Origin of the sequence: Allopseudospirillum japonicum (assembly GCF_900108915.1) — a bacterium.
GTDB classification, from domain to species: Bacteria; Pseudomonadota; Gammaproteobacteria; order Pseudomonadales; family Halomonadaceae; genus Pseudospirillum; species Pseudospirillum japonicum.
The window spans coordinates 31,831-49,383 of the sequence record NZ_FNYH01000015.1; the positions used below are offsets into that span (position 1 = coordinate 31,831).

The following is a 17,553-nucleotide window of genomic DNA, read 5'->3' on the forward strand; positions in this document are numbered from 1 at the left end:
TAAATCAAATTTATACCTTATTGCTTCCCTCTCTCCTGATTTGCCGCCCTCAATAGGAGGCCCTCAATATGAGGCTACAAATACTCAAAGATCTCAGCATAGGCAAAAAGCTCAGCTTGGGATTTGCATCCGTACTTTTATTAACGCTTGCTTTAGCTTGGATAAGTTACTCTGGTCAAAATAGCGTCACTTTTCGTGTAGAAAATGCCGCTCGTATGACACAAGTGCTCCACAGTATGGATAGTGCACGCATTACTGAGAAAAACTATCTTCTACGTTTCAGCCCTGAATATGCACAAGAATTAAAAAACTACACTCAAGAGATTATCCGTGATGCACAAGCGCTAGAGGCCCGTTTTCAACCGGAAAACCAACAAGATCGGCAAAATATGCAGGCAATTATAGCCAGCGTACGTACTTACCAAGCTGCTTTCGATACTATGGTGCAAAATCGCCAACAAAGCTTACAAGCACGTGAGCAAATGCGGGCCTTAGCCTTAGATATTGAAACGCAAGTCGATAAAGTTCGCTTAGGGCAAAAAAAAGAAGCAATGCAAGCCCTGCTGAATTACGGCGAGCATGCGTTTATTGCTGATAAAATGCAAAAAGCAGACGATGGCGATCAACTCGTTGAATGGTTACTAGAAACTCGTCGCGCAGAAAAAAATTATATCGAAACAGGAGAGCCTCAATTTATTGATGAGGTTGCCCAACAAGTGTTGTTAATGCAACGCTTACTCACTGATCTAAAAAATCGTTATCAAGTCCCTGCTCACCAACAAGCGGCAGCGGCCATTGATGTTGAACTCAATAAATATTATGACCTCTTTAAACAAGTGGTGAGCTTGCGTCTTGCATTGGAGCAAAGCGAAGAGCAAATGCTTGATAAAGCTAGAGATACTCTGACTTTGATCGAGCAAGTCCTCGCTTCACAACGCGATAAAATGCATACAGAAATGCAACATAATCAAACCATGACTTGGGTAGCTGCAATGATTGCCCTCATTTTGGGCAGTGCCGCGGCTATTTTGATTAGCCGTCAAATTGTTTATCCCTTGGCACGTACCATTAGCCTTGTCAATGAAATTGCCGATGGCCGTTTAGATATTGATGTCCGTGTGACACGTAAAGATGAAATTGGCCAAGTGCAAACGGCCATGCGCCGCATGGTACAAGAGCTTGGACGCCTCATTGGTCATCTACGCACAGGCACAGAACAAATCTCCAGCGCAGCCTCTCAACTCACAAGCGCTATTGTCGACACGACAGGGCATATGCAACAGCAGCAACAAGAAACGCAACAAGTTGCTAGTGCGATGCATCAAATGAGCGCCACAGTGCAGGAAGTTGCACGCCATGCGAATGAAGCAACTCAAGCCGCTTCCGAAGCAGATGAACAAGCACACCAAGGCCACCAAGTGGTAACCAAGGCCAGCGAACTGATTACACGTCTTGCAGGGGAAGTAGAAAGCGCAGCACAAGTGATTGAAAGGGTCCGTACAGATAGTGATAACATCACCAGCGTCCTAGATGTCATTAAAACCATTGCGGAGCAAACCAACTTACTTGCCCTGAATGCAGCGATTGAAGCCGCACGCGCCGGTGAAGCAGGACGTGGTTTTGCAGTAGTGGCGGATGAAGTGCGTACACTGGCCCAACGAACACAAGGCTCTACTCAAGAAATCGAAAACCTCATCGCTACTTTACAAAAAGGTAGCCAAGAAGCGGTTGACGCTATGCAGCATAGTCGCAAAGGCGCACAAGCTAGTGTGCAAGAAGCCCAAGCTGCAAGTACAGCGTTAGAAGCGATTTCTAGTGCAGTAAACACTATTTTGTCGATGAACACGCAAATTGCCACCGCAACTGAGGAGCAAAGTGCTGTTGCTGAAGAAGTCAGCTTAAGCTTGACACGTATCCAAGGTACCAGTGAGCAAACCGCTGGTGCCGCATCACAAATCCAAAGTGCCAGCCAAGCTTTGACACAATTAGGTCAACAACTTCAGCAACAAGCCGCACGTTTTCGCATTTAGCGCCAGCTCAGGCTTGCAGCCAATGCAAAAGCAGCAAATCTAACACACTGGCTAATCCACTAAATCCTTGCAGATCTGCCAACATTGCCTCAGGTGCTTGAATATAAGCACCTTGTGCCTGCCAATCCGGTGCACAATGTGTAATCAAAGCTTGTGCACTGGCAAGGGTCGTTTCTAAATGAAATTGTAGACCAATCACCCGCCCCGCATCCCAAGTAAAGCCTTGGTATTCACAGGCTGGACTAAAGGCTAAAGGTTGCGCATCCACTGGTAAACTAAAGCCTTGTGCATGCCAATGAAAGACCTTTAATACAGGTGGCCAAGCCAGATCGCAAAGCGCATGTTTTTCAATCGGCCACCAACCAATCTCAGCGTTCTTACAAGGCGCTATATGGGCACCTAAAGCTTCAGCGATTAATTGTCCTCCTAGACAAATCCCCAGCAGAGGTCGATCACTCTCTAGCGTCTTACGTATTAAACGTTTTTCCGCCGCTAGCCACGGATAAGCGGCTTCATCACTGACGTTCATCGGCCCGCCCAAAACAATCAGGGCATCAAAGTCTTTTACCTTAGGCAAGGGTTCTGCTTGATACAGGTGACAAATCGTAAAGGTGTGACCTTGGCTGATCAGCCAGTCGGCAATACGTGCAGGGCCTTCAAAGGCGACATGTTGCAAAATGCAAAGGTGCATGTTGATTCCTTTAGAATGGGTCACAAAATCTTAAGATAATGAAGTATCCAGCAATAAAGTAACGACTTGATGATGTTGCTGTGGGTTTAACGATAGCTTGTCAATTGAGCGGGCAAGGCGTTGCCATACTTGCGCTTGCCAGTTTTGTGCTGGAGTTCGTAAATAGCAGGCATCCAGATCAATAATAAAGACTTCTTGGGTATCTACCCGCAATAAAATATTACGTGCATTTAAATCGACATGATGCAAACCAAAGGCCAAAACCTCAGTCACCACTTGGCGAACCTTCGATAAAATAGCTGGCTCACCTTGGCCTTGTAATAAATAATCCGCTAGCGTACAAGTCTCCAGATAACGCTCTAGCAAAAACTCTCCTTGATACACCAAGCCGCTGGGATGACGCTTGACCGCTGCCGCTAAAGGACGTGCGACAGGTAATCCCGCTTGGTAAAGATGCTGAGTCAAGATAAATTCACGAAAGGGCCGTGTGCGTTTTAATCCTGTCCACCCATAATAATCAGGGGTAAACTTGGCCACTAATCCGCCACGTCGATAATGCCGCCATACCATAGGTGGAAGATTTCGCGAACCTTTCAGTAAATAAGCTTGCCCACGGCCTTGTGCTTGTGCTTCCAATAGTCCAAGTTGCTGCCAGTGATCAACTTGATACCAAGAAGGGTGGATGTGTGGTGCTATCTGTTCATCTGCTAAAATATGCCATCCTTGTTCAGGGAAGTGCTGAATACGCATTATGCTACCTTTATCCTCGCCACCTCAGTCTATTTGTATCCTGCGCTTATCTGCGCTAGGTGATGTTTGTAACCTAGTACCTAGCGTACGTGCTATCCAAAAACATTGGCCACGTACGTCCATCACTTGGATTTTGGGCCAAGCTGAATACACCTTATTAGAAGGGTTAAGCGGTGTTGAACTCATTCCCTATGATAAAAAAACTGGGCTTGCCGGTATGTGGCGTTTGCGCCAACAACTTAAAGGACGCCAATTCGATGTGCTTTTACATATGCAACAAGCCATTCGAGCCTCTCTTTTGGCAAAGCTCGCCATTTCTGCGCCTATTTGGCTAGGGTATGATTCGGCGCGTGCGAAAGATAAGCAAGATTGGTTTTGTAACCATCATTTACCTCCGCACCCAAAGGCCCATGTCTTAGAAAGCTTTTTAGATTTTGCTTACGCACTTGGGGTACCAGAGACGCCCTTATGCTGGGATATCCCCATTAATGAAGCAGCAGAGCGCGAAGCCTTTTCTTGGCAACCACAAACAACAGAATATGTGCTGATTAGCCCTTGTTCTACCCAAAGAACACGTAATTTCCGTAACTGGTCCGCAAGTGGTTATGCACAAGTCATTGAATACTTATATCACAAATATGGTTTAGTCACTGTGCTGACCGGCGGCCGTACCGTTCAGGAAACCGAGTATGCACAAAGCATCCGCCATGCAGTCAGCACCCCTTTGATTAATGCAGTTGGACAAACTTCATTAAAAGCTTTACTAGCTTTAATACGTGATGCACGCCTTGTGATCGCGCCCGATTCTGGGCCAGTCCATATGGCCACCGCTATGCAAACGCCTGTGGTCGGTTTATATGCCACGACTAACCCGCAACGCGCTGCCCCCTATTTAGCCCAACCTTGGGTGGTCAATAAATATCCACATGCGGTACAAACCTATTTAAATACTCAAGTAGAGGCGGTGACATGGGGGCAAAGAGTCAGGCACCCACAAGCGATGAACTTGATTCAAGTTGAAGATGTGATCGCACGTTTAGATGCCCTGATTCAACATACTGCCTAAGCCCAGTGTTTCTCCCCCAATTGGCTCTTCCCGTATTTTTAAGGATTTTTATATTATGCAAATTCAACTTAGTGCACTGGAAAATACACGTATTTTAGTCGTCGGTGATGTCATGCTTGATCGTTACTGGCAAGGTTCAACCTCGCGTATTTCTCCAGAAGCCCCCGTCCCTGTCGTCAAAGTCGGTCAGATTCACGACCGCCCTGGGGGGGCAGCTAATGTTGCCCTCAATATTGCTGCTTTGGGTGCACAAGTCCATTTGCTGGGTATTGCAGGGCAAGATGAACACGGTCACTTATTGCAACATGCGCTCGAGCAAGCAGGGGTCCATACACATCTTTATTTAAGCCCGCAACATCCAACGATCACTAAACTCAGGGTGACCAGCCGTAACCAGCAACTGATTCGTTTGGATTTTGAAGAAAGTTTTGCTGATTTAAAATCGGCACCTTTACAAGAAAAGTTTGCGGCTCAATTAGATCAAGTGGATTTGGTGATTTTTTCTGATTATGGCAAGGGCACCTTGGCACACATTCAGCCACTGATTCAGCAAGCGCGTGCACGTGATTTGCCCGTGCTGGTCGATCCTAAAGGGCAAGACTTTACGCCTTATCAAGGTGCGACCTTGATTACCCCCAATGTGCATGAATTTGAAACCATTGTTGGCCCTTGTGCACAAGAGCGTGATCTTGCCGAACGTGGCGAAGCCTTGCGCTGTCAGCTGAATCTTGATGCCTTACTGATTACCCGTAGTGAAAAGGGTATGACACTTGTGCAAGCTGAGGCAGCACCTTTGCATCTACCAACTCATGCACGTGAAGTGTACGACGTCACAGGTGCCGGTGATACTGTCATTGCGACTTTAGGGCTGGGACTAGCGGCAGGCTATAACCTTGCTGAAGCTATGGCTTTGGCTAACTTAGCCGCCGGCTTAGTGGTGGCTAAACCAGGTACAGCGACCCTGAGTCTTGCAGAGCTTTATGCCGCTTTACATGCTGATGGCCTCAACGAATCGGGTGTCTTAGAAGAAACCACCTTGTTACAGGCAGTGCAAGCAGCTAAAGCTCGTGGTGAACGCCTAGTCATGACCAATGGCTGCTTTGACATTTTGCATGCAGGACATGTCGCCTATTTAGAGCGTGCCCGCAAGCTGGGTGATCGTTTGATTGTGGCAGTTAATACAGATACCTCTGTACGCGCGTTAAAAGGACCGCAACGTCCAGTCAATCCTTGCAATCGCCGTATGCAAGTATTAGCGGCTCTACAAGCCGTTGACTGGGTCGTGGCTTTTGATGAGGAAACACCCGCACGCTTAATTAGCGCCGTATTACCTCATGTGCTTGTTAAAGGAGGAGATTATCAAGTAGAACAAATTGCAGGTGCACCCGCCGTATTGGCTGCTGGGGGCCAAGTACAGGTGTTAGATTTTGAGGATGGTTGCTCAACTACTGCCATTATCAACACCCTCATTGATACCCACACAAAAGGATAAATGACTCATATGCGGTTTAAAATCCCTTGGTGGCGTTTTTTATATACGGGTATTTTAGCTTTATGCCTACCTTTGCTGAGCAAGCGCCTGATACGCGAGTGTCCCAAGGGTGAAGCTGGTACTTACTTTAAAGAGCGTCTTGGTTACTTACCTAAAACACCCACAGGTGCGCCTGCACCTTTATGGATTCATTGCGCATCTATGGGTGAGGTAATTACCGCTGAGCCTTTGATTCGTGCTTTACTACAAACCCCTCAATATCAACATCTCCCAGTACTTATCACCTGCATGACAGCCACAGGGGCGGCACAAATTCGCCAGCGTTTCCAGGATTACCCTAACGTCACCCAAGCTTTCTTACCTTTGGATTTCCCCTTTTGTGTGCAAACAAGTATCCAACGTGTTTGCCCACGCTTGGTTATTATTTTGGAAACTGAGCTTTGGCCGAATTGGCTGACGGCGACCCAGAAAAGCACTTGCCCTATATTACTCATCAATGGTCGTTTATCCGCCAAAAGTTTACGTAGGTATCAGCAGCTTCGTTGGCTTTTTATGCCTGCTTTAGCATGTATTGATGCCTTTATTCTAAAATCTCTTGCAGATCAGCAAGCTTTTGAGCAACTTGGTGTTCCTTTAGAAAAAACCCAAATTAGCCCTAATTTAAAATTGCTTAGTCAAGTTCCTGAAAGCGTGCACCAGAGCTTGCAAGACTGGCAAACCACACTCGGCCAACGCCCTATTTGGGTCGCCGCCAGCACCCACCTTGGTGAAGAGACACAAATATTACAAACACACAGGTTCGTTTTGCAGACTTATCCACAGGCGTTGCTTATTTTAGTGCCTCGGCATCCACAGCGTTTTGCCCAAGTTGCCCAGCAACTACAACAAGAGGCTTGGTGTTTTTGTCAGCGCAGCCAAGAGACTTGGCCAAACATTCAACATCAGGTGTGGTTAGGAGACTCACTCGGCGAGCTTTTACTCTACTATGGAGTAGCCGATGCGGCCTTTATCGGTGGCACTTGGCATCCTGATATTGGAGGCCATAATCCGCTAGAAGCCTTAATCATGCAAACACGAACCTTTTGGGGACCACACCACCAGCAACAAGCTGATTTAGCGGACTTATTGACCACACATAAACTCATTACGCAAGTAGAGTCCCCTGAGCAGCTTGCGCAAGCTTTGATCTCTTTTTGGCAAAAAGCATCTGAGACAGAGCAAAATATGCAAGAAATTTTACAATCACAACAATCACTTGCGTTAAATCTTCCTTTAGACTTGATCAAAAGTTACCTAAACAAACAGCAAATCCCCTAGTGTGTGACACACCCTGTCAGAGCATCGACTTATACTTAACTAAAATTTATTACCGGTTGCTACTGCCTGATCACTTGGGTTTTCAACCTTGCTTCTATGAAGATAAAGAGGATTTTTTTATGGCGAACCATGATGACCAACGTAAAAAAGCTTTAGACGCTGCTTTAGCGCAAATCGAGCGCCAATTTGGTAAAGGGGCCGTCATGCGTATGGGTGAGCAACCACGCATTGCTTTACCTGCAGTTTCCACAGGCTCGCTGAGCCTAGATATTGCTTTAGGCATCGGTGGCTTACCTTATGGACGTATCGTAGAGATTTATGGCCCTGAATCTTCAGGCAAAACAACACTCACCTTATCTGTGATTGCACAAGCACAAAAACAAGGCAAAACCTGTGCTTTTATCGATGCTGAACATGCTTTAGACCCAACTTATGCAGAAAAGCTTGGGGTTAATGTGGATGCACTGCTCGTTTCCCAACCCGATACAGGCGAGCAAGCACTAGAAATTTGCGACATGCTGGTGCGTTCTGGTGGTGTGGATATTATCATTATAGACTCAGTGGCCGCTTTGACACCACGCGCAGAAATTGAAGGCGAAATGGGTGACTCGCACGTCGGTTTGCAAGCCCGTCTAATGTCGCAAGCTTTGCGTAAAATCACAGGTAATATCAAAAATGCTAATTGTCTTGTGGTTTTCATCAACCAAATTCGTATGAAAATTGGTGTGATGTTTGGCAACCCAGAAACCACTACAGGGGGTAATGCACTTAAATTTTATTCCTCTGTGCGTCTGGATATTCGCCGTACAGGTTCGGTCAAACAAGGAGATGAAATCCTAGGGAATGAAACCCGTGTCAAAGTGGTTAAAAATAAAGTCGCCCCACCTTTTCGTCAGGCAGATTTTCAAATTTTGTATGGCAGAGGAATTTATCGCGCTGGTGAGGTGATAGATCTGGGGGTACAGTGTAAACTGATTGATAAAGCAGGCGCTTGGTATAGCTATCAAGGTAGCAAAATCGGTCAAGGCAAGGCGAATGCAGCTCAGTATTTAGAAGAACACCCCGAACTTATGCAAGAGTTAGAACTTGGTGTTCGTCAAACTTTATTGAGCCTTCCGACTACTGAAGATTCAGCTTCTGCTGTTGAGGCCGATATGCCAAGTCAAGATTGATCAAGACACCGGCCTCTTGCGTACTAGGGGGCCGGCTTTGGCGGAGGCTTTGTATGTCTGATGAGCATTTAGCAACAGAACATTCTGAACCGCCCAACCAAGAAGAAACCGCCCGAGCCTTATATGCGCGGGCGGTACGTTTATTGGCGCGGCGTGACTATAGTCAGCAAGAACTTAGGCAGAAACTTGCCCAACATCAAGAAGCTAGCCCAGAAGTCTTAGATGCTGTGTTGCTCAGGTTACAAGCAGAGCGTTGGCAAAGCGATCTTAGGTATGCACAGAGTGTCATTGATAAACGCACTCATCAAGGCTATGGCCGTAAACGCATGATGCTAGAACTGCAACAACAAGGTATTCAACGTGAGCTTATTTATCAATTATTAGAAAAAAATGATGCTTACTGGACCGAACAAGCTTTTAAACGTTTACGCCAATATGCGGGTGTCCCTCAAGCAGAACAAGTTAACCCTAAGTACATTCAACGCTTACAAAGACACTTGTACCACAGAGGTTTTACGCATGAGCAAATCCGTGCTGCTTTAGAGCACTGGCTTGCTGATTTACCTCAAGTTTCTTGGAACCCACCCTTACTTGATGATGGCCTAAACGCTTCTGCATCTCATCACTAAATCAGTATTCACAAAGGATCTTGTATGTCTGATGCCCAGTATTATAAGTTGGTTGTTTTTGTCCCTGTCACCCACTTAGAGGCAGTGAAAAATGCCATCTTCACTGCTGGTGCAGGGCGTCAAGGTGATTATGGCGCCTGCTGTTGGCAGACTTTAGGTATAGGCCAATTTATGCCCTTGGCAGGCAGCCAGCCTTTTATTGGTCAACAAGATACTTTGCAGCAAGTAGCTGAATACAGGGTAGAAACTTTATGCCCAGCTTCTCAAGTACAGGCTGTTGTCCAAGCGTTACAAGCCGCGCATCCTTATGAAGAAGCTGCCTTTGAATTTCTTCCCGTTTATACCCCGCATTTGCAATAATGCAATAATTTCAACATCAAGTGGTCAACATCTTGTCCTTGTCTTTTGTCATCCTGCTTAAAATCAGCAGTTTTTGGGGTAACTTTTGATGAAAATGCTTAATCGCTCCGCTATCAGCGTCAAATTAAAACAGGATTTTGTCAATTGGATCAATGCGTTAGAACCAGAAAGTAATGAGGGTGTCGACTTAAGCTTGGAGGAAGTCAACCAAGAATCTACGACTTACCTGATTCCAGAACTCGATGAAACTCAAGACTGGCAGGATTTTGTCGAAGAGCACTTTCAACAAATCTTTGCTAATGAATTAAAATCTTGGGAAGAAAATGCCCAGTTTTGGCCTGATACCCAAGATTTGCAGGTGTTTCAACGCTGGTTGGCTGTCGAGCCAAGCGTGATGGTGTTTGATTTAGATTTACAAGCGCCTTTAACCTTGATCCATGTAGATGAAGGAGATTAACCACCTATGGCTTCTGGTTGGGTATTAAGCATCTTTCTGCCAAGCGCTTTATTTTTTATTATGCTGGGGATGGGGTTAAGTTTACATTTAATAGACTTTCAACGCGCTTTTACTCAACCTAAGCCGTTAATTTTAGGGCTTATTGCACAATTTTTGTTCATTCCTCTATTAGCTTGGGTGGTAGTAACCAGCTTCGCGCTTCCTCCTCTTTTTGCAGCCGGTTTGATGATTTTATCTTTCGCGCCCAGTGGCGCGACTTCTAATATGCTGACGTTTTTAAGCCGTGGTGAAGTGGCTGTTTCTATCAGTCTTACTGCCATTTCTAGTTTACTGATCCCTTTTACGATGCCTTTTCTTGCACAATGGGCATTAAATTATTGGCTGGGAGACAGTACACAGATCCAATTACCCTTGGCAAAGACTTGGCTACAGTTAGTTATCATCACCTTGGTACCTGTTAGTTTAGGGTTATGGCTACGCCATCGTTACCCCCAACAAGCGCAAAAATATGTTAGTTATTTAAAACCTGCTTCTATCATATTTTTATTGATTGTCATTAGCACGATTGTGCAACAAAACTGGGCCACTTTACCTCAAGCTTTAGCAAGTATTGCTCCTGCAGTGCTCACACTTAATATTGCGGCACTCGCTGCTGGTTGGTTATGGGCTTATGCGTGGCGTTTGTCTTATCCCTTACGTACTACCTTAGCACTTGAAGTTGGCGTGCAAAATGGCGGTACTGCGTTAGTGATTACTTTAGGGATCTTACAAAATACGCAAATGTCGATAGCCCCTGTGGTGTATGGCATATTAATGCTGGTGCCTAGTCTAGCTTTGGGTATCTGGTTAGGACAAAGAAAGGCGCTAGCGCCTTAACAATTTGGAGGTTTTCTTATGCTAACATCTGGTATTTCTACTGAGCACTCTGTCACAGGTTCAGCTTTGTATCAGAACAAACAAGAGGCACCCTCTGCAAGTCAACGCTTTAGCGAAATCATGCAGGAAGCACGGACACGTCTTAGTGGTGGTGTCTCTGCAAGTCATAAAAATGCCGCGCTTGGTGGCACACAACAAGAACGCCTGGAAGCCTTGTACGCAAAGTTAGAGGCTCTAGAAAGCCGCTTACAAGGCGTGATGAATTCCAAAAGCACACCCAAAGATAAAGAAGCACAAATCCAAGCACTGACTCAAGAAATCAATGCCGTAAAAAGCGAAATTCAAGCCGTTGAAGCAGCGATGGCACAAGCAGGTTTAACCCCAACTTCTGGTTAACCCCTTTACTGAAGAAAATAAAAAAGGCAGCCCATTAGGCTGCCTTTTTATTTTGCTTACATCCGCGAAAGATCTAGTGACTTGGCGGCGTGGGTCCACTTAAGGGATCTTGAGGACGACGACTTGGCGTTTCTTCTTCCTCGTCTTCCTCCTTGGCATCAACATCTAGTTTGATTTCTGTTGGTACATCCGTTTTCAAACCCCCACCTTGCGAATCATCCCAATCTTCTGGGGGACGCGGCTTACGCCCAGCCATAATGTCATCAATTTGCTTGGCATCTATGGTTTCGTACTGCATGAGCGCTTCTGCCATCAAGTCGAGCTTATCCCTGTGTTCTTCTAACAGGTCTTTGGCTTTTTGATAGCATTCATCAATAATACTACGTACTTCTTTGTCTAGTTTAGTGGTCGTCTCTGGCGAGCTAAAACGTCCATGAGGTACTGCACTTGCGCCGCCTAGAAACTGATGTGAATCATCTTCATCATACATCAAAGGCCCCATAGTGGAAGACAACCCCCACTTAGCCACCATATTATGCGCCAATTCGGTTGCGCGCTTAATATCATTAGATGCACCTGTGGTCACACCTTGGAAACCTAGGGTCATTTCTTCAGCAATACGACCACCAAACAAAGAGCAAATTTGGCTAATCAAAGCACGACGGCTTTGGCTGTACCTATCTTCTTCAGGCAGGAACATGGTCACCCCGAGGGCACGGCCGCGCGGAATAATCGAGACCTTGTATACAGGATCATGTTCTGGCATTAAACGCCCAACAATCGCATGACCTGCTTCGTGATAGGCAGTGTTGAGTTTTTCTTTTTCCGACATCACCATGCTCTTGCGCTCAGCACCCATCATGATTTTGTCTTTTGCATTGTCAAACTCTTCCATCGTCACCAAACGCTTATCACGGCGCGCGGCGAATAAAGCAGCTTCGTTCACCAAGTTGGCGAGGTCTGCACCTGAAAACCCTGGGGTACCTCGTGCAATAATGCTCGGATCGACACCTTCCGCTAACGGTACCTTGCGCATATGCACTTTTAGGATTTGCTCACGGCCACGAATATCCGGCAAACCAACAACGACTTGACGGTCAAAGCGCCCCGGACGCAAAAGTGCAGGATCTAAAACATCTGGACGGTTGGTTGCTGCAATCACAATAATGCCATCATTCGGCTCGAAACCATCCATCTCAACCAATAGCTGGTTTAATGTTTGCTCACGCTCGTCATGACCTCCGCCCATACCTGAGCCACGATGGCGACCGACAGCATCAATCTCATCGATAAAGATGATACAAGGCGATTGCTTCTTCGCTTGTTCGAACATATCGCGCACGCGTGATGCACCAACACCCACGAACATTTCTACAAAGTCCGAACCTGAGATGGTAAAGAAAGGTACACGTGCTTCCCCTGCAATCGCTTTTGCAAGCAAGGTTTTACCTGTTCCTGGTGGGCCTGCCATTAACACACCACGCGGGATTTTACCGCCTAAACGCTGGAATTTGCTCGGATCACGTAAGAAATCAACCAGTTCCTTAACGTCTTCTTTTGCTTCATCACAGCCGGCAACATCGGCGAAGGTAGTTTTAATCTGATCTGCGGTCAACAAACGGGCTTTTGACTTGCCAAAGCTCATAGGACCGCCACGTCCACCACCTCCGCCTTGCATCTGACGCATAAAGAAAATGAAGATTGCCATAATCAATAAGATGGGGAAGCTGGCAATCAACAAACGTGACCAAATGCTTTGTTGTTCAGGTTTGCGTCCTTCAATTAATACGTTGTGCGCAAGAAGATCATCAATTAATTTGGGATCTTCTGCTGCAGGACGCACAGTTTCAAAACGACTGCCATCGCTACGCTCCCCATAAATGGAATATCCATCAATGAGTACGCGGCGTACTTGGTCTTGCTGAACCTGACGCACGAATTCAGAATAATTCATGGTTGCAGGCGTGTTTTCGACACTAAAGTTGTTAAACACTGTGAGCAAGACGGCGGCGATGATCAGCCACAAAATGAGATTCTTTGCCATATCGTTCAAGGGAATACCCTCTTTTGCTTGTTGTGTGGCGATGATGTGAAGCGGAGGTGCTCACGTTCGCGGTTTTAGACCTTGATGCAGCTTAAGATGTTCAAGCCGATTTTTAGATCTGAAAATCCTTAGGATACCTTAAGTACCTAGTTGATTTAGCCTTTGAAACCGCGCGCGAGAAAATACACTTCACGAGAACGCGCTCTGGAAGCTTCTGGCTTGCGGGTTAGCACTTGTTTAAAATGCTGCTTTAGACTTTGATGATACGCCTGAAACCCCTCACCTTGAAAGACCTTGACCAAAAAGTCACCTTCCGGTTTGAGCACTTGCAATGCAAGATCTAAGGCAAGTTCGACCAAGTACATCGCCTTGGGTTGATCAATAGCTGTCATACCACTCATATTGGGGGCCATATCGGAAATCACAAGGTCTACTGGGCGATCTGCTAAAGTTTGCAAAATAGCCGCGAGTACTTCGTCTTCAGTGAAATCACCCTGTATAAAGTGAGCACCTGCAACAGGCTCCATTTCTAAAATATCCGAAGCGAGCACAAAGCCCAGGTCTCCTACTTTATCTACAGCAATTTGTGTCCAGCCACCAGGCGCGGCTCCCAGATCAATCACTGTCATTCTAGGACGTAGAACTCTATCTTTTTCATCAATCTCCAATAATTTATAACTTGCACGCGAGCGGTAACCATCCGCGCGTGAGCGCTGTACATATGGGTCATCAAAGTGTTCTCGCAGCCAGCCTGCACTAGATTTTGAACGCGCCACAGAGGATAACGCCTCCTACTTGAGTCAAAATAAAGTTTTTAGTATACCCTACCTAGAGCCAGATAACAGAAAGCCTAGAGTGCTTTACTTTTGCCATGCTATGATGCTCGCTTCTGAGCTTCCAAGCTCAGCCCTCCTTTTTTGCCTGAGTTTGCTTATCATGAGTTTATCCAACGACCAAAAAAAACATTTCCGTAGTATTGGCCATCAGCTCAATCCTGTCGTTCTAGTGGCTGAAAAAGGCCTTACAACTGGTGTTATTGCTGAGATTGAACGCGCATTGCAAGATCACGAACTGATCAAAGTCCGCTTTAGTATCTCAGATCGTGAACAACGCGATGCTTTGATCGAACAAGCAGCTCAGCAAGTCAATGCCCTCATCGTACAAAAAATAGGCAAGGTTGTACTTTATTATCGCAAAGCCGCTAAACCTAATGCCAAGCTCTCCAATCTGACACGTTTTAGTGATTAACGCACTCTGATGTGCTGACTCGCGCGCCTTGGCCTGCATGGATCAAGGCGCCTTTATCATTTATTAATACTAAAAAAATAAAAAATCTAATAGCTTTTTATTATGGAAAGCATACACAGATTTTGTTAGCGTTGATGGGGTAAAGTTCGTTATTCTCAACGATGAAAAATGCGCTAAAGCTAAAATATGGCGTATCTTAAGCAATGTGCTTTTTATTAAGGAGTATCGGGCATGAGTAAAAAAAGTAAGAAAAACCCTATTGGATTGGATGCCAGTCAAGCCAATGCATTAGCACAAGCACTCAATCAATTACTGGCTAACTATCAAATTTTTTATATGAACACACGTGGTTATCACTGGAATATCCGTGGTGCTGCCTTTTTTGAATTACATCTTAAATTTGAAGAACATTATACAGACTTGCTCACCAAGGTTGATGAGATTGCAGAGCGCGTACTAACACTCGGTGGACAGCCTTTACATGCATTTAGCGACTATTTGGCCAATAGCCAAATTAAAGAAGCCAAGAAAGTAGTTCAGGGGAAAGCCTGTGTACAAGGCTTAGTCTCAGGTTATCAACATTTAATCGAGCTAGAACGTGATCTACTAAAACTCGCAGCAGATGCAGGTGATGAGGGTACAGCAGCTTTGATGAGTGATTATATTGCACAGCAAGAAAAACATCTCTGGATGTTAAACGCTTGGCTAGATCGAGCCTAACACCCAACAAGCGCCGCCGGCACTTTGTTTGGCTGAGTTTGCAAAGCTTGGTGGCGCTTGCTTTAAGTTTACTTCTTTTAGCGGCAGCCGCTGGAATCTGGCCTTTGCCTATCATGCAACGCTTTGAGTGGCTTGCTTACGACTGGCGCGTTAATGCCACTTTGCCCCATCAGGCTGATCCGCAAATTATTATTGTGGATCTTGATGAGCGTAGTTTATATGAAGTCGGCCAGTGGCCTTGGCCCAGAGAGCGCCTTGCTCAGCTAATGCATAGCTTATTTGAGCATTACCAACTGGGTATGCTCGGCATGGATATTATTTTTGCTGAACCAGAAAATAATCTGCTGGCTCACTATTGGGCACTCCAACAAGCACGCTATCCTGAACTTGCGCACATCCCAGCGCCATCTAGTGGCGATCAAGCCTTAGCACAAGCACTCGCCCAGTATCCCATTATCCTTGGCTATCATTTTCAAAGTTCAGTCACAGATAAAGACCCGCCACCTTTGGGCTTACTACCAAAAGCGCTTGAACCTGTGACTCCAGAAGCCGCTATTTGGCAACAGCTTGCTTGGATTACACCGAAACGCTACACAGCGAATATCCCCTTGTTACAGACTTGGGCTCAAGGTGGGGGCTTTTTTGATAACCCTTTGGTCGATCAAGACGGTGTATTCCGACGTGTTCCCCTATTACAGGCATATCAGCAACAACTGTATCCAAGTTTACCGCTCGCGATGTTTCTTCATCTGTTGGGTCAACCGCCAGTGCATTTACAAGTCGCCATGCATTTAGATCGCTATCAACTAGAAGGATTGGATATCGGTGGCTTTCAAATCCCAGTGGATCAAGCAGCTGGTGTTTACGTCCCTTGGTATGGCAAGCAAGGCCAATTCAAGTATTTGTCTGCAACCGATATTTTGCATCGTAGAATCCCGCAAGACGCGCTTGTCGGTAGTCTAGCGATTATGGGCGCCACTGCACCTGGTTTACTTGATTTACGTTCAACGCCTGTGGGTAATGTTTATCCTGGAGTTGAGGTCAATGCAAGCTTGCTAGCAGGGCTGCTACATCAGAATTTTCGTGCGCATCCGCGCTGGATGCTTGGTGCTGAGCTAGTCAGTTTAATTTTGATCAGCTTATTGACCTTATTTATTTTTCCACGTTTGCAAGCTTTTGCTCTCTTTAGTTTTACTCTTGCTCTAACAGGTACTTGGCTCGGTTTTAACTGGTATTTTTGGCAGCAAGGGTGGATTTTGCCTGTTGCTTCTGGCCTTGTTTTAATTGTGTCTTTGTCTGGCTGGCATTTGGTGATGAATTTCTGGCGAGAAAATCAAGAAAAAGCCCGTGTTGCGCATCTTTTTGGGCAATATATTCCGGCTGAATTAGTGCATGAGGTCATTCAACACAAACAAGTTCTGAATTTATCTGGAGAACAAAAAGAGCTGAGTGTCCTATTTTCCGATGTACGTAATTTCACACAGATTTCTGAATCTTTGACACCACATCAGCTCACAGACCTGATGAATCAGCTACTCAATGAGCTAACCCAAGCCATTCAGCAACACAGAGGTACCATTGATAAATATATGGGTGATGCCGTTATGGCTTTTTGGGGAGCGCCTTTGCAAGATACGCAACATGCCTATCATGCAGTGATCAGCGCTTTTGCCATGCAAGAGGCGCTTACTGAGTTAAATCCCAAATTAAGTGCTGAGGGTAAGCCCAATCTCACTATGGGAGTAGGTATTAATACAGGTACCATGCACGTCGGCAATATGGGTTCTAACTTCCGCATGGCCTATACTGTGATGGGTGATAATGTCAATCTTGCCTCGCGTCTTGAAGGTCTGACTAAAATATATCAAGTCCCGATTATCATTAGTGAAACTACAAGGATACATTTGCAAGACAAGATTCCTTGTCGCCGTTTAGATCAAGTCCGAGTGAAAGGCCGCCAACAGCCAATCTGGATTTATCAGCCTTTTCAGCCACAACAATATACAGCCGACTTTATGCAAGCATATCATGCAGGATTAGCTGCTTACCAAAATGCCAAGTTCTGCGAAGCGCTTGCAATTTTCAATCAGTTACAACAGGAAAGCGACCCTGTGGCCGCTCTCTATATCCAAAGATGCCAGACTTATCTAGAACAACCGCCTCCTGCTGATTGGGATGGTGTTTTTAGTCACACAAGCAAATAATTAACGTTCTAAACCAATCACACCCTGAATATTTTCTTGTAAGTGCTGTGCCTCAAAAGCGGACATAGCTCCTTGCGCTTGCTCACCAAGAAAACGGCCTT

Annotated in this window: 17 protein-coding genes; 13 read left to right on the forward strand and 4 right to left on the reverse strand. The window is 45.7% G+C overall.

Going from position 1 to position 17,553, the window contains the following annotated elements; translation table 11 throughout:
- Positions 1-68: 68 nt before the first annotated feature.
- Positions 69-2,030, forward strand: coding sequence for a methyl-accepting chemotaxis protein (locus BMX05_RS11365; RefSeq protein WP_093312021.1), 1,962 nt, complete (start codon positions 69-71; stop codon positions 2,028-2,030).
- Between the two features lie 7 nt (positions 2,031-2,037).
- Here BMX05_RS11365 and BMX05_RS11370 read toward each other — a convergent pair whose 3' ends face one another.
- Entirely contained in the window at positions 2,038-2,721 is a 684-nt protein-coding gene (locus BMX05_RS11370; RefSeq protein ID WP_093312024.1) for a type 1 glutamine amidotransferase, read from the reverse strand.
- A gap of 30 nt (positions 2,722-2,751) precedes the next feature.
- On the reverse strand, positions 2,752-3,471 hold the full coding sequence (locus BMX05_RS11375; RefSeq protein WP_093312028.1) for a 3-deoxy-D-manno-octulosonic acid kinase: 720 nt from the start codon (positions 3,469-3,471) through the stop codon (positions 2,752-2,754).
- 1 nt (position 3,472) lies between these two features.
- Here BMX05_RS11375 and BMX05_RS11380 point away from each other — a divergent pair, with 1 nt between their 5' ends.
- From BMX05_RS11380 to BMX05_RS11420, 9 genes are all read left to right on the forward strand, one after another.
- Positions 3,473-4,537 (forward strand): glycosyltransferase family 9 protein, encoded by a 1,065-nt coding sequence (locus tag BMX05_RS11380; protein ID WP_093312031.1) that lies wholly within the window; start codon positions 3,473-3,475, stop codon positions 4,535-4,537.
- Between the two features lie 55 nt (positions 4,538-4,592).
- A complete protein-coding gene (hldE, locus tag BMX05_RS11385) occupies positions 4,593-6,029 on the forward strand; it encodes a bifunctional D-glycero-beta-D-manno-heptose-7-phosphate kinase/D-glycero-beta-D-manno-heptose 1-phosphate adenylyltransferase HldE (protein WP_093312035.1) in 1,437 nt (478 codons plus the stop codon).
- Between the two features lie 9 nt (positions 6,030-6,038).
- Entirely contained in the window at positions 6,039-7,346 is a 1,308-nt protein-coding gene (locus tag BMX05_RS11390) for a 3-deoxy-D-manno-octulosonic acid transferase (protein WP_177166896.1), read from the forward strand.
- A gap of 119 nt (positions 7,347-7,465) precedes the next feature.
- Positions 7,466-8,518 carry a recombinase RecA gene (recA, locus tag BMX05_RS11395; RefSeq protein ID WP_093312041.1) on the forward strand — a complete coding sequence of 351 codons (1,053 nt, stop codon included), beginning with the start codon at positions 7,466-7,468 and terminating at the stop codon, positions 8,516-8,518.
- 53 nt (positions 8,519-8,571) lie between these two features.
- The gene (locus tag BMX05_RS11400) at positions 8,572-9,147 is read left to right on the forward strand and encodes a regulatory protein RecX (RefSeq protein ID WP_093312044.1); all 576 of its coding nucleotides are present in this window, start codon (positions 8,572-8,574) and stop codon (positions 9,145-9,147) included.
- A 24-nt stretch (positions 9,148-9,171) separates the two neighbouring features.
- Complete coding sequence (locus BMX05_RS11405; protein WP_093312047.1) at positions 9,172-9,507, forward strand: YqfO family protein; 336 nt, start codon at positions 9,172-9,174, stop codon at positions 9,505-9,507.
- 88 nt (positions 9,508-9,595) lie between these two features.
- Positions 9,596-9,964: a hypothetical protein gene (locus BMX05_RS11410; protein WP_093312050.1), complete on the forward strand. Its 369-nt coding sequence runs from the start codon at positions 9,596-9,598 to the stop codon at positions 9,962-9,964.
- A gap of 6 nt (positions 9,965-9,970) precedes the next feature.
- The gene (locus tag BMX05_RS11415) at positions 9,971-10,840 is read left to right on the forward strand and encodes a bile acid:sodium symporter family protein (RefSeq protein WP_093312052.1); all 870 of its coding nucleotides are present in this window, start codon (positions 9,971-9,973) and stop codon (positions 10,838-10,840) included.
- An 18-nt stretch (positions 10,841-10,858) separates the two neighbouring features.
- A complete protein-coding gene (locus tag BMX05_RS11420) occupies positions 10,859-11,236 on the forward strand; it encodes a hypothetical protein (RefSeq protein ID WP_093312054.1) in 378 nt (125 codons plus the stop codon).
- A gap of 73 nt (positions 11,237-11,309) precedes the next feature.
- On the opposite strand, the gene ftsH is transcribed toward BMX05_RS11420, so the two are convergent.
- Together ftsH and rlmE are read right to left on the reverse strand one after the other, a co-directional pair.
- Entirely contained in the window at positions 11,310-13,289 is a 1,980-nt protein-coding gene (gene ftsH / locus BMX05_RS11425; protein ID WP_093312056.1) for an ATP-dependent zinc metalloprotease FtsH, read from the reverse strand.
- A 146-nt stretch (positions 13,290-13,435) separates the two neighbouring features.
- Positions 13,436-14,056, reverse strand: a complete 621-nt coding sequence (rlmE, locus tag BMX05_RS11430) for a 23S rRNA (uridine(2552)-2'-O)-methyltransferase RlmE (RefSeq protein WP_093312059.1) — start codon at positions 14,054-14,056, stop codon at positions 13,436-13,438.
- Positions 14,057-14,216: 160 nt separating this feature from the next.
- Here rlmE and yhbY point away from each other — a divergent pair, with 160 nt between their 5' ends.
- The 3 genes from yhbY to BMX05_RS11445 all read left to right on the forward strand — a co-directional run bounded on the left by yhbY (position 14,217) and on the right by BMX05_RS11445 (position 17,452).
- Complete coding sequence (gene yhbY, locus BMX05_RS11435; protein WP_093312062.1) at positions 14,217-14,528, forward strand: ribosome assembly RNA-binding protein YhbY; 312 nt, start codon at positions 14,217-14,219, stop codon at positions 14,526-14,528.
- Positions 14,529-14,759: 231 nt separating this feature from the next.
- On the forward strand, positions 14,760-15,248 hold the full coding sequence (locus tag BMX05_RS11440; RefSeq protein WP_093312064.1) for a Dps family protein: 489 nt from the start codon (positions 14,760-14,762) through the stop codon (positions 15,246-15,248).
- A complete protein-coding gene (locus BMX05_RS11445) occupies positions 15,230-17,452 on the forward strand; it encodes a CHASE2 domain-containing protein (RefSeq protein WP_245710715.1) in 2,223 nt (740 codons plus the stop codon). The genes BMX05_RS11440 and BMX05_RS11445 overlap by 19 nt, the downstream gene beginning before the upstream one ends.
- Positions 17,453-17,553: the final 101 nt, after the last annotated feature.

Bases quoted from the DNA above. Each gene is read 5' to 3' on its own strand.
- BMX05_RS11365 (WP_093312021.1), top strand. From the start codon at position 69: ATGAGGCTACAAATACTCAAAGATCTCAGCATAGGCAAAAAGCTCAGC.
- BMX05_RS11370 (WP_093312024.1), bottom strand. From the start codon at position 2,721: ATGCACCTTTGCATTTTGCAACATGTCGCCTTTGAAGGCCCTGCACGT.
- BMX05_RS11375 (WP_093312028.1), bottom strand. From the start codon at position 3,471: ATGCGTATTCAGCACTTCCCTGAACAAGGATGGCATATTTTAGCAGAT.
- BMX05_RS11380 (WP_093312031.1), top strand. From the start codon at position 3,473: ATGCTACCTTTATCCTCGCCACCTCAGTCTATTTGTATCCTGCGCTTA.
- hldE (WP_093312035.1), top strand. From the start codon at position 4,593: ATGCAAATTCAACTTAGTGCACTGGAAAATACACGTATTTTAGTCGTC.
- BMX05_RS11390 (WP_177166896.1), top strand. From the start codon at position 6,039: ATGCGGTTTAAAATCCCTTGGTGGCGTTTTTTATATACGGGTATTTTA.
- recA (WP_093312041.1), top strand. From the start codon at position 7,466: ATGGCGAACCATGATGACCAACGTAAAAAAGCTTTAGACGCTGCTTTA.
- BMX05_RS11400 (WP_093312044.1), top strand. From the start codon at position 8,572: ATGTCTGATGAGCATTTAGCAACAGAACATTCTGAACCGCCCAACCAA.
- BMX05_RS11405 (WP_093312047.1), top strand. From the start codon at position 9,172: ATGTCTGATGCCCAGTATTATAAGTTGGTTGTTTTTGTCCCTGTCACC.
- BMX05_RS11410 (WP_093312050.1), top strand. From the start codon at position 9,596: ATGAAAATGCTTAATCGCTCCGCTATCAGCGTCAAATTAAAACAGGAT.
- BMX05_RS11415 (WP_093312052.1), top strand. From the start codon at position 9,971: ATGGCTTCTGGTTGGGTATTAAGCATCTTTCTGCCAAGCGCTTTATTT.
- BMX05_RS11420 (WP_093312054.1), top strand. From the start codon at position 10,859: ATGCTAACATCTGGTATTTCTACTGAGCACTCTGTCACAGGTTCAGCT.
- yhbY (WP_093312062.1), top strand. From the start codon at position 14,217: ATGAGTTTATCCAACGACCAAAAAAAACATTTCCGTAGTATTGGCCAT.
- BMX05_RS11440 (WP_093312064.1), top strand. From the start codon at position 14,760: ATGAGTAAAAAAAGTAAGAAAAACCCTATTGGATTGGATGCCAGTCAA.